The sequence below is a fragment of the Xanthomonas cannabis pv. cannabis genome (genome assembly GCF_000802365.1).
Taxonomy (GTDB): Bacteria; Pseudomonadota; Gammaproteobacteria; order Xanthomonadales; family Xanthomonadaceae; genus Xanthomonas; species Xanthomonas cannabis.
Genome location: NZ_JSZE01000014.1, coordinates 41,778 through 65,683 on the forward strand (window position 1 = coordinate 41,778; position 23,906 = coordinate 65,683).

General features: G+C 67.3%; 24 protein-coding genes. 10 read left to right on the forward strand and 14 right to left on the reverse strand.

All coding sequences use genetic code 11. The annotated features are described in order from the left end of the window. Positions 1-49 precede the first annotated feature (49 nt). Together rng and OZ10_RS03435 are read right to left on the reverse strand one after the other, a co-directional pair. Positions 50-1,549: a ribonuclease G gene (gene rng / locus OZ10_RS03430; protein WP_024939725.1), complete on the reverse strand. Its 1,500-nt coding sequence runs from the start codon at positions 1,547-1,549 to the stop codon at positions 50-52. After that, a complete protein-coding gene (locus OZ10_RS03435; RefSeq protein ID WP_039563959.1) occupies positions 1,549-2,121 on the reverse strand; it encodes a Maf-like protein in 573 nt (190 codons plus the stop codon). The genes rng and OZ10_RS03435 overlap by 1 nt, the downstream gene beginning before the upstream one ends. Positions 2,122-2,243: 122 nt before the next feature. On the opposite strand from OZ10_RS03435, the gene OZ10_RS03440 reads away from it, so the two are divergent. Then, positions 2,244-2,978: an SIMPL domain-containing protein gene (locus OZ10_RS03440; protein WP_039563961.1), complete on the forward strand. Its 735-nt coding sequence runs from the start codon at positions 2,244-2,246 to the stop codon at positions 2,976-2,978. A 233-nt stretch (positions 2,979-3,211) separates the two neighbouring features. Here the strand turns inward: OZ10_RS03440 and OZ10_RS22790 are convergent, their stop codons facing one another. Then, positions 3,212-3,451 (reverse strand): hypothetical protein, encoded by a 240-nt coding sequence (locus OZ10_RS22790; RefSeq protein WP_236726944.1) that lies wholly within the window; start codon positions 3,449-3,451, stop codon positions 3,212-3,214. Between OZ10_RS22790 and OZ10_RS03445 the strand changes: the two genes are divergently transcribed. After that, positions 3,339-3,947 carry an energy transducer TonB gene (locus tag OZ10_RS03445; RefSeq protein ID WP_425598922.1) on the forward strand — a complete coding sequence of 203 codons (609 nt, stop codon included), beginning with the start codon at positions 3,339-3,341 and terminating at the stop codon, positions 3,945-3,947. The two genes, OZ10_RS22790 and OZ10_RS03445, sit on opposite strands and share 113 nt — an antisense overlap. 238 nt (positions 3,948-4,185) lie before the next feature. On the opposite strand, the gene rlmH is transcribed toward OZ10_RS03445, so the two are convergent. Next, complete coding sequence (gene rlmH, locus OZ10_RS03450; protein ID WP_039563963.1) at positions 4,186-4,656, reverse strand: 23S rRNA (pseudouridine(1915)-N(3))-methyltransferase RlmH; 471 nt, start codon at positions 4,654-4,656, stop codon at positions 4,186-4,188. Positions 4,657-4,777: 121 nt separating this feature from the next. On the opposite strand from rlmH, the gene OZ10_RS03455 reads away from it, so the two are divergent. Next, a complete protein-coding gene (locus OZ10_RS03455) occupies positions 4,778-6,319 on the forward strand; it encodes an alkaline phosphatase PhoX (protein WP_039563964.1) in 1,542 nt (513 codons plus the stop codon). A gap of 243 nt (positions 6,320-6,562) precedes the next feature. Here the strand turns inward: OZ10_RS03455 and OZ10_RS03460 are convergent, their stop codons facing one another. The 7 genes from OZ10_RS03460 to OZ10_RS03490 all read right to left on the reverse strand — a co-directional run bounded on the left by OZ10_RS03460 (position 6,563) and on the right by OZ10_RS03490 (position 14,246). Continuing rightward, positions 6,563-7,678: a J domain-containing protein gene (locus tag OZ10_RS03460; protein ID WP_039412583.1), complete on the reverse strand. Its 1,116-nt coding sequence runs from the start codon at positions 7,676-7,678 to the stop codon at positions 6,563-6,565. 11 nt (positions 7,679-7,689) lie between these two features. Next, positions 7,690-8,106 carry a ribosome silencing factor gene (rsfS, locus tag OZ10_RS03465; protein ID WP_039412581.1) on the reverse strand — a complete coding sequence of 139 codons (417 nt, stop codon included), beginning with the start codon at positions 8,104-8,106 and terminating at the stop codon, positions 7,690-7,692. Positions 8,107-8,162: 56 nt separating this feature from the next. Continuing rightward, the gene (nadD, locus tag OZ10_RS03470; protein WP_425511559.1) at positions 8,163-8,882 is read right to left on the reverse strand and encodes a nicotinate-nucleotide adenylyltransferase; all 720 of its coding nucleotides are present in this window, start codon (positions 8,880-8,882) and stop codon (positions 8,163-8,165) included. Then, on the reverse strand, positions 8,870-9,898 hold the full coding sequence (gene holA / locus OZ10_RS03475; protein WP_039412577.1) for a DNA polymerase III subunit delta: 1,029 nt from the start codon (positions 9,896-9,898) through the stop codon (positions 8,870-8,872). Before holA ends, nadD begins: the two co-directional genes overlap by 13 nt. Positions 9,899-10,052: 154 nt before the next feature. After that, a complete protein-coding gene (locus OZ10_RS03480) occupies positions 10,053-10,694 on the reverse strand; it encodes an LPS-assembly lipoprotein LptE (protein ID WP_039563965.1) in 642 nt (213 codons plus the stop codon). Positions 10,695-10,918: 224 nt separating this feature from the next. Further along, on the reverse strand, positions 10,919-13,561 hold the full coding sequence (gene leuS, locus OZ10_RS03485) for a leucine--tRNA ligase (RefSeq protein ID WP_039563968.1): 2,643 nt from the start codon (positions 13,559-13,561) through the stop codon (positions 10,919-10,921). 67 nt (positions 13,562-13,628) lie between these two features. Further along, positions 13,629-14,246, reverse strand: coding sequence for a DUF998 domain-containing protein (locus OZ10_RS03490; RefSeq protein ID WP_039412574.1), 618 nt, complete (start codon positions 14,244-14,246; stop codon positions 13,629-13,631). A 165-nt stretch (positions 14,247-14,411) separates the two neighbouring features. Between OZ10_RS03490 and trxA the strand changes: the two genes are divergently transcribed. From trxA to OZ10_RS03510, 4 genes are all read left to right on the forward strand, one after another. Then, positions 14,412-15,269, forward strand: coding sequence for a thioredoxin (gene trxA / locus OZ10_RS03495; RefSeq protein WP_039563966.1), 858 nt, complete (start codon positions 14,412-14,414; stop codon positions 15,267-15,269). A gap of 222 nt (positions 15,270-15,491) precedes the next feature. Continuing rightward, positions 15,492-15,941 (forward strand): DUF4442 domain-containing protein, encoded by a 450-nt coding sequence (locus OZ10_RS03500; protein ID WP_039412570.1) that lies wholly within the window; start codon positions 15,492-15,494, stop codon positions 15,939-15,941. A gap of 181 nt (positions 15,942-16,122) precedes the next feature. After that, on the forward strand, positions 16,123-16,362 hold the full coding sequence (locus tag OZ10_RS03505; protein ID WP_039412568.1) for a DUF378 domain-containing protein: 240 nt from the start codon (positions 16,123-16,125) through the stop codon (positions 16,360-16,362). 124 nt (positions 16,363-16,486) lie between these two features. Next, positions 16,487-17,407, forward strand: a complete 921-nt coding sequence (locus OZ10_RS03510; protein WP_039563969.1) for a peptidylprolyl isomerase — start codon at positions 16,487-16,489, stop codon at positions 17,405-17,407. Between the two features lie 52 nt (positions 17,408-17,459). On the opposite strand, the gene OZ10_RS03515 is transcribed toward OZ10_RS03510, so the two are convergent. Then, positions 17,460-18,347 carry a DMT family transporter gene (locus OZ10_RS03515; protein WP_039412564.1) on the reverse strand — a complete coding sequence of 296 codons (888 nt, stop codon included), beginning with the start codon at positions 18,345-18,347 and terminating at the stop codon, positions 17,460-17,462. Between the two features lie 170 nt (positions 18,348-18,517). Here OZ10_RS03515 and OZ10_RS03520 point away from each other — a divergent pair, with 170 nt between their 5' ends. Both OZ10_RS03520 and OZ10_RS03525 read left to right on the forward strand, forming a co-directional pair. Then, entirely contained in the window at positions 18,518-19,483 is a 966-nt protein-coding gene (locus tag OZ10_RS03520; RefSeq protein WP_039563967.1) for a LysR substrate-binding domain-containing protein, read from the forward strand. A gap of 405 nt (positions 19,484-19,888) precedes the next feature. Continuing rightward, a complete protein-coding gene (locus tag OZ10_RS03525; RefSeq protein ID WP_039412560.1) occupies positions 19,889-20,182 on the forward strand; it encodes a hypothetical protein in 294 nt (97 codons plus the stop codon). Between the two features lie 189 nt (positions 20,183-20,371). Here OZ10_RS03525 and OZ10_RS03530 read toward each other — a convergent pair whose 3' ends face one another. Together OZ10_RS03530 and OZ10_RS03535 are read right to left on the reverse strand one after the other, a co-directional pair. Then, the gene (locus OZ10_RS03530) at positions 20,372-21,175 is read right to left on the reverse strand and encodes a DUF4349 domain-containing protein (RefSeq protein WP_039412558.1); all 804 of its coding nucleotides are present in this window, start codon (positions 21,173-21,175) and stop codon (positions 20,372-20,374) included. Further along, positions 21,172-21,528, reverse strand: a complete 357-nt coding sequence (locus tag OZ10_RS03535; RefSeq protein WP_039412556.1) for a GFA family protein — start codon at positions 21,526-21,528, stop codon at positions 21,172-21,174. The genes OZ10_RS03530 and OZ10_RS03535 overlap by 4 nt, the downstream gene beginning before the upstream one ends. 222 nt (positions 21,529-21,750) lie before the next feature. On the opposite strand from OZ10_RS03535, the gene OZ10_RS03540 reads away from it, so the two are divergent. Next, positions 21,751-23,556, forward strand: a complete 1,806-nt coding sequence (locus tag OZ10_RS03540; protein ID WP_039412554.1) for a DUF885 domain-containing protein — start codon at positions 21,751-21,753, stop codon at positions 23,554-23,556. The last annotated feature ends 350 nt before the right edge of the window (positions 23,557-23,906 follow it).

A 23,906-nucleotide genomic window follows, 5' to 3' on the forward strand; every position in this document is an offset into this window, starting at 1 on the left:
GCCTTTCGCTCCACCCCCATTCCCGATTCCCGACTCTCCATTCCCCGCCTCACAGCAGCACCACATCGAACTGCTCCTGCAGATACTGGTCGTCGGACTGGAAGCGGATGCTCTTGCCGAGGAATTCCTCCAGCTCGGCCACCGCGGCCGACTCTTCGTCGGTGATGCGGGCGACGACCTTCGACGAGGCGATCACCAGCAGCCGCGCGGCATCGAACTGGCGTACCGCGCGGGTGATCTCGCGGAAGATCTCGTAAGTCACCGTCTCGGCGGTCTTGATGGTGCCGCGCCCGCTGCACTGGCCGCAGGTTTCGGATAGCTGCCGCTCCAGGCTTTCGACGGTGCGCTTGCGGGTCATCTCGACCAGGCCCAGCGGCGAGAATTCGTACACGGTGGTCTTGGCGTGATCGCGCGCCAGCGCTTTCTCCAGCGTGCGCAGCACCTGGCGGCGGTGCTCGGCATCGTCCATGTCGATGAAGTCGATGATGATGATGCCGCCCAGGTTGCGCAGCCGCAGCTGCCGCGCCACCGCCTGCGCGGCCTCCAGGTTGGTGCGGAACACGGTTTCCTCGAGATTGCGCTGGCCGACGAACGAACCGGTGTTGACGTCGATGGTGGTCATCGCCTCGGTCTGGTCGATCACCAGGTAGCCACCGGACTTGAGCGGCACCTGCTTGTTCAACGCGCGCCCGATCTCGTCCTCGACCCCGTACAGGTCGAAGATCGGCCGGTCGCCGGTATACAGCTCCAGCCGCTCGGCCAGCACCGGCATGTACTTGGCCACGAATGCCTGCAACTGCACGAAGGTCTCGTTGGAATCGACCTTGACCTTCTCCACGTCACGGCGGATCAGATCGCGCACCGCACGCAACGGCAGGCTCAGGTCTTCGTAGATGATGCTGCACGGCGGTGCCTCGCGGCCGCGCCGCTCGACCACGTTCCAGACCCGCGACAGGTAGGCGATGTCCTCGGCCAGCGCTTCGGCCGGCTGGCCTTCGGCGTTGGTGCGGATGATGTAGCCGAAACCGCCGTGCTGGGCCGAGACCTCGCTGACGATGGTCTTCAGGCGCAGCCGCTCGGCCTCGTCCTCGATCCGCGCCGACACCCCGACGATCTTCGACTGCGGCAGCAGCACCAGATAACGCGAGGGGATGCTGATCTGCGTGGTCAGCCGCGCGCCCTTGGTGCCGATCGGGTCCTTGACCACCTGCACCACGATGTCCTGGCCGTCGCGCAGCAGTTCCACGATCGGCACCGCGGCCGCCGGCGGCGGCGGGATCGGGGTTTCTTCGGTATCGACCACGCTGGCCGGTGCCGGCGCCGGGCGCACCACGTCGTTGGCGTGCAGGAACGCGGCGCGCTCCAGACCCAGCTCGACAAATGCCGCCTGCATGCCCGGCATCACCCGCTGCACCTTGCCCTTGTAGATATTGCCGACCACACCCCGGCGCCAGCCGCGCTCGATATGCAGCTCCTGCAGCATGCCGTTCTCGATCACCGCGACGCGGGTTTCGCGCGGGGTGACGTTGACCAAGATCTCTTCCGACATCAATGCGCTCCGAGGGCTGTGAGCAACTGCGAGGTGTGAAACAGCGGCAATCCCATCACGCCGGAATAGCTGCCGGACAGATGGCTGATAAAACGTTCGGCGCGGCCTTGGATCGCATACGCGCCAGCCTTGCCCATCGGCTCGCCGCACGCCACGTACGCGGCGATCTGCGCAGCATCGAGTGGCGCGAAGGTCACCTCCGACACCACCAGCTTCTGCACCGGGGCGCGTTGCGCGCAGACTAGAACCACGGCCGTGAGCACCTGGTGGGTACGCCCGGACAGCAGGCTCAGCATGGCGATCGCATCGTCCGCATCGACCGGCTTGCCGAACACCCGCTCGCCCAGCACCACCTCGGTATCGGAGCCGAGCACGATCGCATCGGGGTCGCTGGACTGCACCTGCGCCAGGCCGGCACGCGCCTTGTCCAGCGCGACGCGCTGCACGTATTGCGCAGGCGATTCGTCGGGCGCGCGCAGTTCGGGCACGTCCAGTTGCAGGGTCTGGAAAGGCACATCCAAGCGTTGCAGCAGTTCTTGCCGGCGCGGCGACCGGGAGGCGAGATAGAGCATCCGTCCAGCATACCTGTTGCCCCTCCCCGCCCGCTTGCCGATCCGGGCGGCAGTGGTCGCGTTCGACTCACAACATGTTCATCGAACCGGCAACACGCTTCCCCTACAGACAAGGAGATCTCATGCGTACCACCCTCAAACCGTTGTTGCTGGCCCTGTCCATCGCTGCCGGAACCGCCATGACCGCCCACGCCCAGACCGCTCCGAGCTACACCATTCCCAACGACGGCACCCTGCTCAACGTGTCGGCCGAAGCGGACGCCAAGCGCATACCGGACATCGCCACGCTGTCTGCCGGCGTGGTTACCCAGGCCGCCGACGGCAACGCCGCCATGCGCCAGAACGCCGAACAGATGAGCAAGGTCATGGCCGCGATCAAGGCCGCCGGCATCGCCGACAAGGACGTGCAGACCACCGGCATCAACCTCAGCCCGCAGTACACCTACAAGGAAAACGAAGCGCCAAAGATCAACGGCTACCAGGCCAGCAACACGGTCAGCCTCAAGGTCCGCGACATCTCGCGCCTGGGCAAGGTGCTGGACGCGCTGGTCGCCCAGGGCGCCAACGACATCAACGGCCCCAGCTTCTCGGTCGACCAGCCCGAACCGGCCTACGACGAGGCCCGCGTGGCCGCGCTGAAGAAGGCCCAGGCCCGCGCCAACACCTATGCCAAGTCGCTGGGCCTGAAGGTGCGCCGCATCGTCAGCATCTCCGAAGGCCGCAGCGGCGGCGGCGTGCGCCCGATGATGATGGCCGCCTCGATGCGCTCGGCCAAGGCCGAGATGGACACCCAGGTCGCCCCGGGCGAGAGCACCTTGTCGATCAACCTGGACGTGACGTTCGAGTTGGGGCGTTGACCTGACCGCAACCGCGTTCGGCTTGCTTTCCAGATTGCCCTCCCCGAGGGCAGTTTTTTGTTGGGCACGCCAAAAATTGTGTTGCCTCGCCTTGCGATGGCACCCACCCCGCTTCCGGCACGAGTCAGGCGTGCCAAATGTGTGCGGATCGATGCGACCGGGGCGAATCGACCAGCCGACCTCCAGCGCGTCGAAATCGCTTGTGCCCGCGCAGAGGTCGCGGTAAACCTACGCTACCGGATGGTGTAGTGCGTCCGGGTCGCGCTGGTCCTTTCCGCAGTTCCGTTGAGGAGGTGGATGATGGTTCGCACGCAATCGCAGGTTTCTCCCCGATCCACCGGCATCGACACGTCGCGCGTTCTGGCGATGAGCACGGCAGTGGCCTTGCATCTGCTGGCCGGCGGGTTGTTGTTGATACCGCTCTCGTACCGGGCAATTCCGCAGCAGCCCGCACCGAAAGAACGCTGGGTCATGCCCATCACCATCGAGACGCCGCCGCCCCCGGTGTTTCCGATCGAGGTGAAGTTCAAGCCGAAGGCAACGCACACACCGCCGACCACGGTGCCGGTGCAGGTGCAGACCCCGGTGATCAGTGAGCCCGCGGCGGTCGACAACGCAACGTTCGCCTTACCTGCGGTCTCGGAGGCGGTGTCTGACAGCGCGCCGGCGATTGCCGAGCCCAGCGGCCCGGTCGAGGCAGGCCAGTTGCAGTACCTGAGCTCACCGGCGCCGAGTTACCCGGTGGCGGCACTGCGTGCCGGGCAGCAGGGCACGGTGCTGCTGCGCGTGTTGGTCGGCACCGATGGGCGCCCGGCCGAGGTGAGCGTGCAGACCAGCAGCGGTCATCGCGCGCTCGATCTGGCGGCTCGTAGCCAGGTGCTGCGCAACTGGCGCTTCCAGCCGGCGATGCAGAACGGACAGGCCGTGCAGGCCTACGGCCTGGTGCCGGTGAGTTTTTCGTTGAACTGATGCGTCATCACCTGCGGCGATCCGGATGCCCGGTCGCCGCATGGTCTGGCGTTGCGCAGCCGGCTGCTGCAAGGCCACGGTTTCAGCTGTTGCATGCGCATCGTTGCAGTGCGCCTTGCGTGCACGCGACGACGTGCGGTCTCGCGGATCGGATTGAGGATGCGCGCGTCTACTCGCCCGCACACCCATCTCGAAAGCGCAGCGGCGAGACGCGGCATACTGCCCTCGCGCATGCCGCTTAGGCGCGGTGATACGGATGGTTGGCCAGCATCGCTGCAGCGCGGTACAGCTGCTCGGCGACGATCAGGCGCACCAGCATGTGCGGCAGGGTCAGCGGGCCAATCGACCAGCTTTCGCTGGCGGATTTCAGCACCTCGGCGGCATGACCTTCGGGGCCGCCGATCAGAAACGCCAGATCGCGGCCCTGCCCGCGCCAGTGTTCCATGCGCTGGGCCAGCTGTTCCGAACTGAGCGGGCGGCCCGGGATGTCCAGCGCAACCACGTAGGCGTTCTTGGGCAGTGCGGCGAGCACGCGGCGGCCTTCGTCGTCGATGGCGCGTTGTGCATCGCGGCCCTTGCCACGCAGGCCGGGTTCGATCTCGACCAGCTCCAGCGGCATCCAGTGCGAGAGACGTTTCTGATATTCGGCAAAGCCCTGCGCCACCCAGGCCGGTGCGCGCTCGCCGGTAGCGATAAGTCGGCATTTCATGACCACATGATATCCGCGTCACAGCCTGGGCATCGGAACCGGGTCGATCACAGCGGTGTCATGGTGCGGTTACAGCGGGCTTCTAGGGTCGGCGCACTACCCAGCCCGCAGGAGTCGTTCGATGCCGATTTTCGATCCCGCCCGCCGCCAGGTGCTCAAGGGCAGCGCTGCCGTGATGGCCGCGGGTGCGCTTGGCAGTTTGAGTGCGCTGCAGTCGCGCCAGGCCCAGGCCGCCAACAGTTCCTCGCCGCCGCTGCAACTTGCCCCGGTGCCCAGCCGGTATGGCCCGCTCGCACCGGTCGCCGACCAGAGCACCGGACTGCCGCTGCTGCAGCTGCCGCGCGGTTTCAGCTACCGCTCGTTCGGCTGGAGCGGCGACCGCATGGACGATGGCCAGCCCTGCCCCGACCGCCATGACGGCATGGCCGTGGTCGGCCTGCGTCGGCCCGACTGGCGTCCGGGCAGCGACCCGTTGCGCGGCCTGGAATACGTATTGATCCGCAACCACGAACGCGGTGCGACCACGCCGTTCCGCGCACCGGCGATGTACGACACCGGCATCGTCAGCGGCACCCAACTGGCCGGCGGCGGCACCACCACGCTGAGTTACGGCCGCCGCGGCTGGGGCAGCCTGGAGCCCAGCCTGGGCGGCACCCTGGTCAACTGCGCCGGCGGCCCGACCCCGTGGGGCACCTGGCTGAGCTGCGAGGAGATCAAGACCAACGCAGTATCCAGCACCGGCCGCAAGCACGGCTACGTGTTCGAAGTGGACCCGGACAGCCAGCGCACCACTGGTCGCCCGCTGGTCGGGCTGGGCCGCTTCAGCCACGAGGCAGTGGCGATCGATCCGCGCACCGGCATCGTCTATCTCACCGAGGACGACCGCAACAAGGCCGGGCTGTACCGCTTCATTCCAAACGACCGGCGCGGCCGCAACGGTTCGCTGGAAAACGGCGGCCGGCTGCAGGCCGCACGCGTGCGCGGGCGTCGCAATGCCGACCTGACCGTGGCCAGCATCGGCCAGCAGTTCCAGCTGGAGTGGGTGGATATCGCCGAGCCCGATCTGGACAGCATCGCCGCACCGGCCGGCTTTGCCGACATCGGCGCCAACGACACCTTGAGCGGGCCGTTCGCGCAGGCCTGGGCCGATGGCGCGCTGCGCATGAGCCGCGGCGAGGGCATCTGGTACAGCTACGGCAAGCTGTTCATCGTGGACACCAGCACCGGTGTGGATGCGCAGGGACGCCGCGGTTACGGCAATGGCGCGGTGTGGGTGCTGGACCTGTTTACCCAGCGCCTGAGCGCACTATTCGTCAGCGGCAACCAGCTGGCCGCACATAACCCGGACAACGTGACGGTCAGCGCGCGCGGCGGCGTGGTGCTGTGCGAAGACGGCGGCGAAAGCCCGGACGAATACGGCCCTGGCGCACGCTTGTTGGGCCTGACCCGCAACGGCGAATCGTTTTATCTGGCCAAGAACAACGTGCAGCTGACCTCGCAGCAGATCGCCGATGCCGGCAAGACCATTGCCGAAGGCGACTACCGCGACACCGAGTTCTGCGGTGCGTGCTGGGACCCGTTGGCGCGCACCTTGTTCGTCAATATCCAGACCCCGGGCATCACCCTGGCGATCACCGGGCCGTGGGAACGCGGCCCGTTGTAAACGTCGCGGTGGACCCGCGCGATCATGGCCGGTCGTGAATGTCCGGCCATGATTTGCCGGTCATTGGCGGAAAGCGGCTGTCGGCGGTTGGCGTTGCCCAGCCGCCTTGCGATGGCTGCTATACGCGTATTCATGAGCGTGTTGCAAAACCAGCGATGCCGGGCGGACAAGGTGTTGCGTCCGGCATCGCTCAGGTGAGCTGCGGGATCGGCCGACTTCCGCTGGTTGGCGAATGCGCGCCCGTCAGAACCAGGGCGCGTCGGGCATGCCCGCCATGGCGCGCTGCAGCTTGAGCCAGCGCTTGAACGCCGACGGGTCGGCGAGCTCGCGCAGGCTCTGCTGGGCATCCCACAGATCCTCTTCGACATCGCGCTTGAGTTGCGCCATCAACCGGGACAGCCGCTCAGGCTTGGGACGCGATGGCAGCTCCAGTCCGTACTCCTGGCAGAACTGCGTCGCCTGCTGCGCGACCTGCTGTTGCAACGCCTTGCACTGCCGATCCAGTTCGCGGTTGTAGTCCTGCAAGCGTGCCGGGCTCATTGCGTCCACGCCTTGCGCATCCAGCAGGCCGATTTCTGCCTGCAGTTCGAGCAGGCCCAGCAGATCGCCGGCCTTGTAGGCGGCATTGAGCCGCTGCATCAGGATGGTGCGCGATGCGTGATCGTCGCTGTCCTTGGCGCGGTCGGGGTGCAGATTGCCGGCCAGCTTGCGGTATAGCTCGCGCAGCGGAGGCGGTTCGGCATTGCCGGCCACCGCTTTCTTTTCGGCGCGCGTGCGACGTTGCGTCTCGCGTTGCTGTTGCTGCGCGTGTTCCTGCTGCAAGCGCTCGCTGACGCGTTCGTAGAGCTCCTCGGGCGAATCGATGCCATCCAGTTCGTCGGCATCCAGCCCGTAGGCGTCGCCAAGAATCTGCTTCATCAACGCGTCGGATTCGGACACTTCCTGCGCATAGCTCACCGCGCTATGGCGATCGTAAATCGGCCGCAGCGCCTCGTGCCCGGCCTCGATCAACGGGCCGGCGATATCGCACAACAGCTCGGACAGGAATTGCCGTTCGGCCTTGCCCAACTTGATGGCGACAGACGCGCGGTCGAGTTGTTCGACCAGGGCAACGTCGGCCTCGCGGCGGAGGTCCAACAAGGGCTGCAGTTCGCCGTGATAGCGCTCGCGCCACTGGGCGAGCGCCACCTGCCAGGCCTGCAATCGGGACCGGTGGCCCTGCAGATCGTGCAGCAGCCGGTCAAAGCGTTTGCGCGCCGGCGATAGCGGCGCACCGCCCGCCCGCGCTGGCTGGCCGCGCAGTTGCCGTAATGCCTGCGAATCGGGCAAAGCCGGCGATACGCGGGCTTTTTTCGGCATGCCGGGCGTTGTCAGTCTTCGACTGCGCCGGACTCGTCTTCGTCGGACGGGCGTTGATCGCCCACGGTCCACAGACGTTCCAGTGCGTAGAACTCGCGCACGCGCGGCAGCATCACATGCACCACCACATCGCCCAGGTCGACCAGCACCCACTCGGCTTCGCGCTCGCCTTCCACACCCAGCGGCATCACGTCCAGACGCTTGGCGAACTTGACCACTTCGTCGGCGATCGATTTGACGTGGCGGGTCGAGGTGCCGGAGGCGATCACCATGTAATCGCAGACGCTGGACTTGCCGCGCACATCGATCTCGACCACGTCCTTGGCTTTCAGTTCCTCCACGGCTTCGCGCACGGTGGCCAACAGGGCCGGCACCGACGGCGGCGGATTCGGAAGGGAGGTCTTGATGACTTGGGCTTGGCTGGTCAAAGCGGCGACTCGATGGAATTGGCGTGAATTATAGGCCGGTCCGGGCGGACGCGTGTTCAGCTAGCCGGCCGGGCGCTGCCATACAGGCCCTCGCGCTGGATCACTCCGGCCACCGGCGGCGGCACCAGCGCCTGCCAGGCGCCGCCCGCAGCAATACGCGAGCGCACGGCGCTGGCCGATTCGCCGCGCAACGGTTGATGCAGCAGATACAGGCGACCCGCCGGCGCAGTGACTAGGTCGTCGGCGCTGGCGACCCAGCGGCCCTGCACCGCCGCAGCCAGCTGCGGCGCTTCGGCCAGCTCCAGCGCGGTGCCCGGACGTGCGGCCACCACGAGGTGCGCCAGCCCGAACAAGGCCTCCCACTCGTGCCAATGCTCAAGCCCGACAAAGGCATCGGCGCCGAGCAGCCAGGCGATCGGCGCGCCGGGGCCAAGTTCGGCACGTAGGTCGCGCAAGGTGTCCACGGTGTAGGACGGCGCACCGCTATGCGCGGCGCGCTGCAGTTCGCGGGTATCCAGCAGCAGCCCCGGGCGATCGGCAAGCGCCAGCTCCAGCATGTGCGCGCGCTGCGCGGCGGTGGCGCCGGGCGCCGGGCGGTGCGGTGGATCGGCCGCCGGGATCAGCTGCACGCGCGTCTGCAGCTCGTCGCGCGCCGCACAGGCGATCGCGAGATGGCCCAGGTGGATCGGGTCGAAGGTGCCGCCGTAGTAGAGGTGGAGCCGGGACCCGGGTCCCGGGTCCCGGGTCCCGGCTCTCCCGGCCTTCACGCCAGCAATCTCACCGCACGCGCTTCGGCGACCGCCACCAGCAGGCGTTCCAGGCCGACCCAGGCATCGCCGTCGGCGCGCCCCTTGGCCATGCGGTCGACCAGGCCGGCCTCGGCGACAAAACGCTCCCAGCGGCGCGGTTCGGGGTGGCGCTGCAGCGCGCGCTTGAACGGGGCCTGGCGCGCTTCCCAGATGCCTTGCGACTTCATTTCAGCGGCCAGGTTGCCGCCGTTGGCCTGCACCTTGGCCAGCGCGGCGGTGCGCAACAGTTCCTTGATCAGGATCGGCATCAGCGCGGCCACTGCCTCGCCTTCGGCGCGCAACCCGGCCAGCATGCGGACTACCGCAACCGGCTGGCCGGAGAAGGTGGTTTCGGCCAGGCGGAACACGTCGTAACGCGCGGCATCGGCCACCAGCGATTCCATCGCCTCCAGATCCAGTATCTTGCCGTCGGCCAGCAGGGCGAGCTTGTCGATTTCCTGCGCGGCGGCCAGCAGATTGCCTTCCACCCGCTCGCTCAGCCGCTGCACGGCGGCCGCGTCGGCACGCAGGCCGTGTGCACGCAGGCGGCGCTCGATCCAGTCGGACAATTCGTGCGGCTTGATCGCCCAGGCCACCGCAATGGTGCCGATGCGGCCCACGGCCTCGGCCCACTTGCCCTGGTGCGCCTTGCTCCAGTCGTTGGCGGTGATCAGCAGCACCACGTCCGGCGGCGGATTGGCGCAAAAACGGGTGATGACCTCGGCGCCGTCCTTGCCGGGCTTGCCGCTGGGCAGGCGCACCTCGACCAGACGGCGCGGGCTGAACAGGCTAGGCGCGTTGAAGCTGGCATCCAGCTGGTTCCAGTCGAAATCACGACCGTCGGCATCGAACACCTCGCGCTCGCCAATGCCTTCGGCGCGCGCGCGCGCACGAATGGCGTCGGCGGCTTCGAGCACACGCAGGGTTTCCGGGCCGGCGATCAGATAGGCCGGCTGCAAGGGCTGGCTGGACTGGCCGGCGAGCTGTTCTGGGCGAAGTTCCATGGGCTAGGACCGCGCGTGCAGACTGGCAGCGACCAGGCGCCGCTGGCGCGTCATGGCCCGCGGAGTCAGCAGTCGCGCCGCCGCCAGCGCGCGAGCCGGCGCCAGTCGGCGGTGCCTGCCTGGCCACTGCGTCGTCGTATCGATACCCACGCGCTCAGTTGTTCGAGGTCGGCGCCGGTGGCAGCGACGCCGGCACGCTCGACTCGGGCGTGGACGGCTGCACCGGCGGCGTGGTGGCCTGCGGCAGCGGCGCGGTCGGGGTGCTCTCCAGACTTTCGCCGCGCTGGATACGCGCACGCACCACGCTGTCGATGCGACGCAGGATCGATGCGGACATGTCCTTGCGCAGTTCGTCGGCCAGGATCTCGCGCTCGGTGGCGGTGCCGGTGGCATCCACCGGTGGCGACACGTAGTCGCGCGACAGCTCGATCACCTGCTGCGGCACCAGCACCGAGCCGTTGGCCGTAGTAACGGTGAAGATGGCAGCATAGCGCAGGCTGTATTCCTGGGCACGGCCCTGACTGTCGATGGCGATCGGCAGGTCGCCCCAACGCTCGGACAGCACCTGCACCTGCGCAAAGCCGGTCTTGGCATCTTCATCGGCCAGGGTGGCGCCAGCCGCCTTGAGGCCGCGCCGCAGCAACTTGGCCAGTTCGCTGTACTGCACTGCGGACTGCACCTTCACTGCCGGGGTGTCGGGCGGCAACGCAAGCGAATTGCGCAAATGGAAGCCGCAGGCGGTGAGGCTGGAGACCAGCACGAGGGACGCAGCGAAGGCAGTAGGAAATCGAATCATGGGCACAGTCTGGATGAGCGCCCCGGCGGCGGCAACAGGCGGCTAGCCTGCCCGACACCGCGTGAACGGGGCTTGAGAGGGCGCCGCGAAAAACGCGGCGCCCGGGAATGACAAACGCGTCGCCACGCGCCGGTGAAATGAATGACCACACGCCACTGCGGCAATCTCACCTGCGCGTCGCCACGCCGGTCCGCGACACTGCCCGGACCGGCGATCGGCAACGATCAGCCCGCCACGATATTCACGATCTTGCCGGGCACGATGATGATCTTGCGCACGCTCAGCCCTTCCAGGAACTTGGCCGCGTTCGGCTCGGCCTGGGCCAGCGCTTCGATCTGCTCGCGTCCGACATCGGCGGCCACCTCGATGGTGCCGCGCAGCTTGCCATTGATCTGCACCGCCAGGGTCAGCGCATCGCGCACCAGCGCGCCGGCATCGGCCTGCGGGAACGCCACGTCTTCCAGCAGCGTCTCGCCGTGGCCCAGCACCTGCCACAGCGTGTGGCTGGCGTGCGGGGTGATCGGGTTGAGCAGCAGCACCATCGCTTCCAGGGCTTCCTGGCGCACCGCCCGGCCCTGCGCACTGGCATCGTCGAACTTGGCCAGCGCGTTGGACAGTTCCATCACCGCGGCGATCGCGGTGTTGAAGCTGTGGCGGCGGCCATAGTCGTCGCTGACCTTGCCGATGGTTTCGTGGGTCTTGCGGCGGATCGCCTTCTGCTCGGCGCTCAGCGCGGCGGCGTCCAGTGCAACGGCAGCGCCCTCGCCCACATGCTTGTGCACCTGCACCCACAGCCGGCGCATGAAGCGCGCCATGCCATCGACGCCGGCCTCGTTCCACTCCAGCGACTGCTCCGGCGGGGCGGCGAACATCGAGAACAGCCGCACCGTGTCGGCGCCGTACTTGGCCACCATCGACTGCGGGTCCACGCCGTTGTTCTTGGACTTGGACATCTTCTCGGTACCGCCGATGTGCACCGGCTGGCCGTCGGCGATCAGCACCGCGCCGGTGACGCGGCCGCGCTCATCGCGCTGGATCTCGACGTCGGCCGGATTGATCCAGTCCTTGCCGCCGTTATCGGCATCGCGATAGAAGGTGTCGGCGATCACCATGCCCTGGGTGAGCAGATTGGTCACCGGCTCGTCGCTGTCCACCAGCCGCGCGTCGCGCATGAGCTTGTGATAGAAGCGGAAGTACATCAGGTGCAGGATCGCGTGCTCGATGCCGCCCACGTACAGGTCGGCCGGCATCCAGTAGTTGGCGCGGCGATCGACCATGTCGCGTGCGTTGGGGCTGGTGTAACGCGCCACGTACCAGCTCGACTCCATGAAGGTGTCGAAGGTGTCGGTCTCGCGCTCGGCCGGGCCGCCGCAGTCCGGGCAGGTGGTCTGGCGCCAGGTCGGGTCGGTCTTGATCGGCGAACCGGTGCCGGCAAATTCCACGTTCTCCGGCAGCACCACCGGCAACTGGTCTTCCGGCACCGGTACCGCGCCGCACTTGGCGCAATAGATCACCGGGATCGGGCAGCCCCAATAGCGCTGGCGGCTCACGCCCCAGTCGCGCAGGCGGTAATTGACCCGGCGCTGGCCCTGGCCCTTGCGCTCGAAACGCTCGGCCAGTGCCTCGAAGGCGCCGCCGAAATCCAGGCCGTCGAACTCGGCCGAATTGATCAGCTCCAGCGGGCGGCTCTTGTCGGTGTACCAGTCGCGCCACTGGCTGGCGTCCCAGCTGTGCTCGTCGTCGTTGCGCGGCTCGCGCAGCTTGACCACCTGCACGATCGGCAGCTTGTACTTGTTGGCGAACTCGAAATCGCGCTGGTCGTGGCCGGGCACCGCCATCACCGCGCCGGTGCCGTAGCCCATCAGCACGAAGTTGGCCACCCACACCGGCACCTGCTCGCCGCTGATCGGATGCACCGCGGTCAGGCCGGTGGGCATGCCGCGTTTTTCCTGGGTTTCCAGCTCGGCTTCGGAGACGCCGCCGTGCTTGAGCGTTTCCAGCAGCGCGGCCAGCTCCGGATTGGATTTGGCCGCATGCAACGCCAGCGGATGCTCGGCGGCGATCGACACGAAGGTCACGCCCATCAGCGTGTCCGGGCGGGTGGTGAACACGCGCAGCGGGTCCAGCGGTGCACCGTCGGTGTCGCGCACGTCGAACTGGATCTCCAGCCCTTCCGAGCGGCCGATCCAGTTGCGCTGCATGGTCTTGACCGAATCCGGCCAGCCGTCCAGCTGGTCCAGGCCGTCGAGCAGTTCCTGCGCATAGTCGGTGATGCGCAGGAACCACTGCGGGATCTCGCGTTTTTCCACCAGCGCGCCGGAGCGCCAGCCGCGGCCGTCGATGACCTGCTCGTTGGCCAGCACGGTCTGATCGATCGGGTCCCAGTTCACCACCGCGTTGCGGCGATAGGCCAGGCCCTTGCGCATCAGCCGGGTGAACATGCGCTGCTCGTGCACGTAGTACTCGGGCGTGCAGGTGGCGAACTCGCGCGACCAGTCGATCGCATAGCCCAGCGATTTGAGCTGCCCGCGCATGTGGTCGATGTTGGCGTAGGTCCACTTGGCCGGCGCGGTCTTGTTCTTGATCGCCGCGTTTTCCGCCGGCAATCCGAACGCATCCCAGCCCATCGGCTGCATCACGTTGTGGCCGGTCATGCGCTTGTAGCGGCTCACCACATCGGAGATGGTGTAATTGCGCACATGGCCCATGTGCAGCGCACCGGACGGGTACGGCAGCATCGACAGGCAATAGAACTTCGGTTTGTCCGAGTTCTCGTCGACCTGGAAGGCGCGGGTGGCATCCCAGAACTGCTGGGCGGAAGATTCGACCTGCTGGGGGTCGTAGGCGTTCGGTTCGACGGTGGACATTGGGAGCGGATGCTCGGGCGGTGCAAAGCGGTACAGGGTACCGCAGTGCAGCAGGTGCTCCAAACCGTTACCGCAGCACGGGCGACTTGGCCGGCCAACTCCAGGCGGCCAATGCCAGCCAGCCGACCCAGGCCAGGAACGCCAGCCGCTGGGCAATCGCCTGCCGCAGCAGGCCGGGCGGGCCGAACGCCAGCACCGCCACCAGCAGCCCGGCCACCAGGCTGAGCCAGGCCAGGCCACGGGTGTCGGCCCCGTTGAGCAGCGCCGCGGCGATCAACAGCATGGCCGGCACGAAGGCCACCGCCCACAACAGCCACGCTGTGGCATGCGCCTGGCTGGCGCGGCCGTCCAGGTCGGTGGGGTCCAGCGGCAGCATGCCCATGCCGACGAAGGCCAGCCCCGCCAGCACGATCAGTTGCCCACCCACGCGCAGGCTCCAGCCGGCCTTGGGCGGCATGCGCGCCAGCAGGCTGACCCCCGTCACCATGCCCAGCACGCCGACGAGCACGAAGGCCAGCAGGTTGAAGCCCAGCGCGTGCGGCACGCCGGCCGCGCCCAGCAGCGCGACCGGGTGGCTGGCCTGCAGATAGCCGGGCAGCGTGGCGCCAAACCCGGCCACCGCCAGCACGAAGACGGTGGCCGCGATCAGGCCCAGGTAGCGCTGTGCGCTGTCGGTACTTGCCATTGTGGTGCTCCGGTGCGGGGCGCATGCGCGCCACCAGGACGCGGCATTGTCGTGCCGGGCGGGCGCGGCGTGAACCCCTTGGGCCTGGCAGCCGCGCCGGACTTGTGTCGGCCGGGTTTGCCACCATTACCCTCCACTGTTGCCGTCACTACTTTCAGGAAGCCCATGTCCGACAAACCGCATGTATTCGATGTCACCACCGACACCTTCGAGACCGAGGTCCTGCAGAAATCGTTGACGACACCGGTGCTGGTGGACTTCTGGGCCACCTGGTGCGGGCCCTGCAAGACACTGACGCCGATCCTGGAAAAGCTGGCCGCCGACTACCACGGCGCCTTCGAGCTGGCCAAGGTCGATGTGGACAAGGAACAGCAGGTCGCGGCGGCGTTCCAGATCCGCTCGGTGCCGACGGTGTTCCTGGTCAAGGGCGGCGAGATCGTGGACGGCTTCCCCGGCGCGATGCCGGAAGGCCAGGTGCGCGAATTCCTGACCCAGCATGGCGTGCTGCCGGCCGAGGCGCAGGTGGTCGAAGAAGTGGCTCCCACCCCGCTCGACCCGCAGGCGCAGGCAGCGGCCCTGCGTGAGGCCATCGCCGCCGAGCCGGACAAGGACGAGCTCAAGCTGGACCTGGCGCTGGCGCTGCTGAAGACCGGCGACACCGCCGAGGCCGAGCAGTTGATCGACGCCCTGCCCGCCAACCTGGCCACCGACGACCGCGCGGTGCGCGCCAAGGCCCGGCTGGGCTTTGCCAATGTGCTCAAGGACGCCCCCGATGCCGACACCTTGCAGGCCAGCGTGGCCGCCAATGGCGCCGACCTGCGCGCCCGCCACCTGCTCGGCGTGCGCCACCTGCTCGACGGCAACGACGAGGCAGCGCTGGAACAGTTCCTGGAAATGCTGCGCCAGGACCGTAGCTTCGAGGACAACCTGCCGCGCCGCAGCCTGATCGATGCATTCCGTGTGATCGAGGACGAAGACCTGGTCGGCCGGTATCGCCGCAAGATGTCGGCGCTGGTGTTCTGACAGCCGATGGCACTGCGGCGCCAGATGGACATGTAGGAGCGGACCTGGCCGCGACGCAGCCTTACCGGGGAAGCTCTCGATTGGCGACCAGCGGTCATACCTCGTCGCGGCCAAGTCCGCTCCTACGAACACCGGCGGGCAGGCCGAGGTGCGGGCCAAGCCCCATCCATACGTATGCGAATGTTATGCTGGGCACCCGCCCCGCCATGGATTCCGGCCCGCATGCGCGCCTCCCTGTTCAAACTCGGCGTCAACCTGTGGCCGCCGTATCTGTTTTCAGGTATCCACGTCACCGTGTTGTCGGCCGACTACCGTTTTGCGCGGGTGGAACTGCGGCAGCGTCCGTGGAATCGCAACTACGTCGGCACCCATTTCGGCGGCAGCCTGTTCGCCATGACCGACCCGTTCTGGATGCTGCTGGTGATGCAGAACCTGGGCCGCGACTATTACGTCTGGGACAAGGCCGGCAGCATCGATTTCATCAAACCCGGGCGCGGAACGGTCAGTGCGGACTTCGTGATCGACGACCAGGTACTGGCCGAGCTGCGTGAAGCCACTGCCGGTGGCGGCAAGCATCTGCGCTGGTTCGAGAACGAAGTGCACAACCGCGATGGAGAGGTGGTGGCACGCGTTCGCAAGCAGCTCTACGTCAGGCGCAAACCCGCGCGGTGACGGCGCGCTGCCGTTGCATGCCAGCGCCGGTGATCGATGTTTCAGCCGCGCCAAGGCCGCGCGCCGGGTGCCCGGATGTGAGCGTAATGTCTGCACGCGGCGCCACGCGGCGACCATGCTCACGACACACTCGCTGCCGCATGCGGACCCTGGGGCCTCCCAACCCACATGGAATGCCTGCATGAAAGCGATCAACATCATCACCCTGGTGCTTCTTATCGTCGGTGGATTGAACTGGGGCCTGGTCGGCCTGTTCCAGTTCGATCTGGTGGCGGCGCTGTTCGGTGGACAGGATGCGCTGCTGTCACGTGTGGTCTACACGCTGGTCGGCATCTCCGCGCTCTGGCAGCTGGTGCCGTTGTTCCGCAACAACCATGGCGCAGCTGCGCATCACACCAGCCCGCACGTGCGCAACCCGTAACCTGCCCGCTGCACGCGTGACACGACGCCGGCGCATCGCGCCGGCGTTGCCGTCTGCGCACCGGCGCTTTGCGTCCTTGCGCGCATTGGTCAAGAATCAGCCATCTCCCCTGCTGGTTGCCTTCATGCTGCTGCGCACCGTTGCTTCTGCCTGCCTGGCGTCTGCCTGCCTCGTCGCACTCGCACTGCCCGCTGCTGCCGAGGCGGCCTATCGCAGCCCGCAGCAGATCTTGGACAGCTCACCGGCCAACGCGTGGCGCGTCCTCGACCCGGAGCGCACGCTCTATCTGGAGTTGGATACCGGCAGGGTCATCATCGAACTGGCGCCACAATTTGCGCCCGAGCATGTCGGCAACATCCGCACGCTGGCCCACGAACGTTTCTGGGACGGGCTCACCATCTACCGCTCGCAGGATAATTTCGTGGTGCAGTTCGGCGACCCTGACGGCGAGACGCCGGGCAAGGCCAAGTCGCTGGGATCGGCCAAAACGCATCTGCCGGCCGAATTCGAGCGCACCTCGCAGGGCCTGGACTTCCAGCGTCTGCCCGATAGCGACGGCTGGGCGCCGCAGGTCGGCTTCGTCGATGGCTTTCCGGTCGGCCGCGACGGCGCCAACGGCAAGACCTGGCTGGCGCACTGCTATGGCACCCTGGGTGCAGGTCGCAACAACGACGACGACAGCAGCATCGGCGCCGAACTCTACGTGGTCACCGGGCAGTCGCCGCGCCAGCTCGACCGCAATATCACTGTGGTTGGCCGCGTGGTCAAAGGCATGGAATTGCTGAGCGTGATCCCGCGTGGCCCGGACCCGATGGGCTTTTACGAAGACCCCGCCCAGCGCTCGCCGATCCGCGCGATGCGTCTGGCCAGCGAAGTGCCGGTGCCCGAACGTACGCCCTTGCAGGTGCTGCGCACCGACAGCCAGACCTTCCGTGAGGTGGCCGAAGCCCGCCGCAATCGCAAGGACGCTTTCTACAAGCGCCCGGCCGGGCATATCGATCTGTGCAATGTGCCGTTGCCGGTACGGGCGCCGCCTGCCGGCTAGTTCGGGATTGGGGATTCGGGATTGGGGATTCGTAAAAGCGGGCGCGCTTGTTTTAGCGGGCGCGCTGGCTGAAGGCGACGCTGCCGAGGATCAGCACTGCGGCGACCAGCATGGTCCAGGTCAGCGGTTCGCCCAGCAGCGACCATGCCAGCAATGCACCGAACACCGGCACCAGATAGGTCACGGTGGACGCGCGTGCCGGGCCGATGCGCTGGATCAGGCGGTAGTACATCAGGAACGCCAGCCCGGTGCAGACCACGCCCAGCGCGGTGGCGCAGGCCCAGGCCACTGCCGGCACCGGCGTGGTCGGCCACTGCCACCACGCCAGCGGTGCCAGCAGCAGCGCACTGCAACCCAGCGTGGACGCCGCCGATGCCGCCGGCGGCAGGTCGCCCATGTGCCGCTTCACCAGGTTGTAGCCGATGCCGTACAGCAACGAGGCAGTGGCGCCCGCCAGTGCTGCCGGCCCCACGCTCAGCCCCGCCGATTTGCCGGTGGCCAGCACCAGCACGCCGATGAAGCCCACCAGCAAGGCCAATGCGCGCCGCGTGCCGATCTTTTCGCCGAAGAACAAAAACGCGATCAATGCGGTGAACAACACCGTCATCGCATTGCAGATCGCCCCGACGGCCGCCGGGGCGTGTTGTGCGCCCCAGGCGAACAGCAGAAACGGCAACGCGGAATTCAATACGCCGATGGCCGCCAGCATCGGCCAGCGCCGCAGCGGGAAGCGCTCGCGTGCCAGCCACAGGAACGGCAGCAACACCAATGCGCCCAATGCCAGGCGGATCTCCACCAGCGCCACGGTGCCGAACCTGGGTGCGGCCACGCGCATGAACAGGAACGAGCAGCCCCAGACGATGCCGAGGAACCCCAGCTCCAGCGGCGTACGCCATTCGCGTGCCGCCAGCTGCGGCTGCGTCGATAGGTGTGCGCTCATGGGCAGGCTCCTGCGACGCGCCGCAATGTGCTGAAACGGCAGGCAACGACATCCGGCAGGCAGGTGGACATGGCACGATCATCGCGATGGGATGACGCAGCATCGGCTGCGGCCGCAGGCGCGACAAGCGCGTAGTATCGGGGTCAGCCACAAATCTGACTCATGCCTCGATGAACCTGCGTCCGACCCTGTTGCCTGCGCTGGGCGTCTTTGCCGCTGCCGCCCGCCACCAGAATTTCGCGCACGCCGCCGAAGAACTGCACCTCACCGCCAGTGCGGTCAGCCACCATGTGCGCAAGCTGGAAGCATTGCTCGGCGCGACCCTGTTCCAGCGCCTGCCGCGCGGCGTCAAGCTCACTGCCGAAGGCCGCCAGCTGGCCGATGCCGCCACCGCCGCACTGGCCGAGATCGCCGCGGTGGCCGGCAACCTGCATCCGCGCGACGACGCCATCCCGCTGCGCGTGACCACGCTGCGCTCGCTGTCGTACTGCTGGTTGTTGCCGCGGCTGCCGCGCTTCTGTCGCGCGCATCCGCATGTCCGGCTCGACCTGCAATCGGACCCGGCGTTCTCGCGTTTCGAAGAAGGCGGCCCCGAGCTGGGCATACGCTACGGACAAGGCGCCTGGCCCGGGTTGACCTCGCATCACCTGATGGATGACGAACTGTTTCCGGTGGCTTCGCCGTCGTTGCCGGAAGTGGCCGCGCTGCGCACGCCGGCACAGATCGCGCAGTTGCCGCTGCTGAGCGACATGTCGCCACAGGGCTGGCGCGACTGGTTTCGCGCCGCACAGGTGCGCGGCACCACGCTGCCGCCCATGCACACCTTCAACGACAGCACCGACGCCATGCGCGCGGCGGTGTACGGCCTGGGCGCGGTGCTGGCACGCAAGCATATCGCCCAGCCCTACCTGCAGCGCTACGAACTGGTGCGCCTGCCGGGCCCCACGCTCAAGGCGCGCTACGCGTACTACATCGTGCACCCCAGCCACCGCGAACCCAGCCCGGCGGCGGCACTGTTCATCGACTGGCTCAAGCGCGAAGCACTGGACGAACGCACCCCGATGCCGGCGCTGCCGGCAGAGCTGGTCGCGTTGCCGGCGCGCCGGACGCCCGAAAGGCCAGGTGCACGGCGATGATCGCCTCGGGCAACGGTGACGCAGCTACGTTGCAGCGGATCTGACGCACCGGCACGCCAGCGCTGTCACATCTCTACGCACTGCGCTGGGTGACGTCCCCCATCTTCATGAGCACACGGTGACACCGCCGCGACTCGCTGCGCAGGTCGATGGCAGGCGTTGCACGTCTGGCCACGCCTGCCATGCGTGCACCCGGCCCGCTCCCGCCCACGTGAGCGTGCGCGTTCCACCGCACACACTGCATCGCATTGGCCGCTCCCCGCCGACGTGCACAGCGCTCCCGATGCGGAGATACGCCGATCAGCGACGTGGGTGGTAAGGAGTCGAGCGTGGCATCGGCGCCATCACCTGATTTTGTCTCTTCGCTGCCTAGTCTTTGGGTCCCCAACCCAAGGAAGCTGTCCCATGCCCACGCTTCGCATGCGTATCACCGGCACCGACGACGACGCGCGTGCCATTGCCAACCTGCTGCAGAGCATTGAAGGCATCGAGCACGTGGAAGAAGTCGACGACCTGATGCCGCATCTGGACGACGACGATTCCAGCTCGGCCGGCTTGTCCGACGATGAAGGTCCGGGCAGCCACGAGTTCGAGGTGGAAGCCGGCAACGAGGCCACCGCGCAAAAGGTGCGCGATGCCGTGCAGGAACTTGCGCTGCAGCTGGATGTGTTTGTCGAATACGAGCTCGACGAAGGCTGAGCCGCACCGGCAGGTCTGCACTGCCGCACCCGACGGTACGTGTAGTCGACCTGTCGTGAAGTCTTGAGGTCGGCATGCCGATCGGCGTGCTACCGGCCGCCACCACACCCCAGGCGGCCACTTCATCTGCGCAGCACCAACGCTGCACGACGCCAGCCGGGGCGGCACCGCCGCCCGGCCCCCTATAGGTCAGGACATCCGGCGCCGCCGCGCGCGCCAGCGCCACGCCTGCAACAGCAGCCAGCCGGCGATGGCCGCCAGCAGCACGACCGGCAGCAGCGCCGCCACTGCGCGGATCACGAACGCGACACTCGACGAAAACACCTGGCCAAACCCTGCCGCGGCCTCGGCAATCTCGCCCCTGCCCTGCTCGCTACCGGTGCTGCGGAAGGTGAGCGTCAGCAATTGCGTGCGGATGCGGCGTTGCTGCTGCGCGGCGTCCTGCTGGGTCTGCTGCGCTTCGGCCTCGATTTCTGCCAGTCGTTTGGACAACGCGAGCAGATCGGTCACCGACAGATCGCGGCGTTGCTGCAATTCCAGCAGGCGGGCGTGTTCCTTCTGCAGCCGCGCCTGGGCCAGGCCGGTATCGGCGATCTGCTGCGCCAGGTCTTCGGCACGCGTGCTGCGGGCTGCCACCTCGCCGTGTTGGCCGGCCAGTTGCACCAGCGGCTCGATCCCGTCGGGCACCACCCGGACGCGCACGCTGCCGCTGGCATCGCGCCCGCCCTCCTGCTCCACCGCCAGCAGCGCGCAGCTGCCGAACTGCGCGTTCTGGCAGGCGGTGCGCACCGCCGCGATGCGTTGATCGATCTGATCGGCCGGCAGCTCGATACGGACATCGTGTTCGTACGCCAGCGCGTTGCCCTGCGCGGCGGGCGGCGCCGGGGCCGGGGCGCCGCCATCTGCGCCCATCTCTGCAGGTGGACGCGCACAACCGCTCAGCCCCCAGCCAACCAGCAACGCGATGGCATACCTGCGCAGGCGGCGGCTCATCGGCTGGCCCCGTCGACCATGTGGACGCGCAGGCCGGCAAGATCCAGCCCGGGCAGGCAGCGCACGTTGACCGCGACGCCAGCTTCGCCGGTCTTCGGGTCCGTACCCTCGCTGAAGGGAGCGATGCCGCACTGCGGGCAATGATGATGCTCGATATGCTGCCGATTGAAGCGATAGCTGCCCAGCGCATCCGGGGCCGCCTGCAAGTGCAGTTGGGTACGCGCGCCAAACCAGAGCAGCCCACCGCGGCGGCGGCAGAACGAGCAATTGCAGTCGTAGACCTCGGTGATCGGCGTCTCGGTCTCCAGATCGAACGCGATGCGTCCGCAATGACAGCTACCGGCGTAGTGCATGGGTATTCCTCCTTGGAAGCGCCACCGCAACGTGGCAACGATCGGGCGTAGTGCCTGGCGAAGGCGCTGCCGCCTGGCGAGCGCCAGCTCGGCTGGATGCACCGCGGCCGCGCCCGCCTGGCGGGTGGGCGGTGTAGATGCGATCGCCACTCTAAACCAATGGCGGATGCGGACAACCGCACAGTTGCCTATGCTGGCGGTTTGCTTCCACCAGGATCCACGATGCGTCAACGCCTGCTTGTCCTCGCCCTGATCGCCGGCCTGAGCGCCTGCCAGCAGCAGCCCGAATCGCCGCAAGCCGGCACCACCGCAGCTCCCGCCCAGGACGCACAGGCCCCGGATGCGCGCTTTGCGGCGTTGTCCAAACAGGCGCTGGACACCTGGATGCAGCTGTCGCCGGTGACCGCCACCCAGACCGGCGACCACCGCTTCGACACCCAGATCGACGACCTCAGCACAGCAGGACGCCAGCGCAGCCTGGACGCCGGCAAGAAGCTGCTGGGCGAGCTGGATGCCATCGACGTGGCCAAGCTCTCGCGCGAAAACCAGGTGGATGCGGCGATCCTGCGCAACCAGCTGCAGTCGGAAATCTGGAATACCGAGGTGCTGCAAAGCTGGGCCTGGGACCCGCAGGTCTATAACGGCCTGGCCGGCAGCGCGCTGTACGGCCTGATGGCGCGCGAGTTCGCGCCGCTGCCCGAACGCCTTGCCGCGGCCACCCAGCGCATGGAAAAGATTCCCAGCATCTTTGCGCGGTCGCGCGAGAACCTGGACCCGGCGCGCGTGCCGAAGATCCATGCCGAGACGGTGGCCAAGCAGAACAAGGGCATCCTCAGCATCGTCGATACCTTCATCGCGCCCAACATCAGCCAGCTTGGCCCGATCGAGGCGGCGCGCGCGCAGGCGGCCATCGACAACCTGCGCAAGGCGGTGGCCGAGCAGCAGACCTGGCTGGACACCGTGCTGGTGCCCAACGCCAAGGGCGACTTCCGCGTCGGTGCGGAAAAATACGACCAGAAGCTGAAATTTGCGCTGTTGTCGTCGCTGTCGCGTGCCGAGATCAAGCAACGCGCCGAGTCCGAACTCAAGCGCGTGCGCGGCGAGATGTACGGCATTGCGCGCACCGTGCTCAAGGACAAGCCCGGCGCTCCCAAGCTGCCCGACTCGCCCAATGACGACCAGCAGCAGGCCGCGATCGAGGCCGCGCTGGAACTGGCCTATGCCGACAAGCCCGCGCGCGACAAGGTGGTGGACGCCGCCAAGGCCGCACTGGCGCAATCCACCGAGTTCGTGCGCCAGAAGGATTTGATGACGCTGCCCGATTCGCCGGTGGACATCATCCTCATGCCGGAATTCCAGCGTGGCGTGGCAGTGGCGTATTGCGATTCGCCCGGCCCGCTGGACAAGAATCTGAAGACGTTCTATGCGGTGTCGCCGATTCCCGACGACTGGAACGACAAGCAGGTCGATTCGTTCCTGCGCGAGTACAACACCCGCATGATCCACCTGCTCAGCATCCACGAGGGCACGCCGGGCCATTACCTGGAAGGCTGGCATTCGGCCAAGTTCCCCTCCACGCTGCGTGCGGTGCTGCGTTCGGGCATGTTCGCCGAGGGCTGGGCGGTGTACACCGAGCGCATGATGCAGGAACAGGGCTATCTGGATAACGACCCGCTGTTCCACCTGGTGCAGCTCAAGTTCTACCTGCGCACCATTGCCAATGCCATCCTCGACCAGGGCGTGCATGTGGACGGCTGGGATCGCGACAAGGCGATGCACCTGATGACCCACGACACCTTCCAGCAGGAAAGCGAAGCGTCGGGCAAGTGGGTGCGCGCGCAGTTGTCGTCCGCACAGCTGCCGACCTACTTTGTCGGTGTGCAGGAGCATCTGGATACGCGCAAGGCGGTGCAGGACAAGCTGGGCGAGAGCTTCAACCTGAAGGCCTATCACGACAAGATGCTGTCCTACGGCGCGCCACCGGTACGCTTCGCACGCGAGCTGATGCTGGATCAGCCGATCGAGTGATCGATCCTTCTCCGGTCGGGAGAGGGGCTTGCTGCCAGTCGATCAAAGTTTGCGAGTCTTCCTTCTCCCGCGCGCGGGAGAAGGTGCCCCCTAGGGGCGGATGAGGGGCGCCTCGTGACGTCGTTGCGGCCCGCGATGTCGAATGCATCGCCAGGCGCTTCGGAGATGAGGCACCAAGTGGCTTCGCCCGTACCCTCACCCCAACCCCTCTCCCGGCGGGAGAGGGGCTTGCTGTTGGTCGATCAAAGACTGCAAGTCTTCCTTCTCCCGCGCGCGGGAGAAGGTGCCCCGTAGGGGCGGATGAGGGGCGCCTGGTGACGTTGTTGCGGCCGGCGCTGTGGAACGCGTCG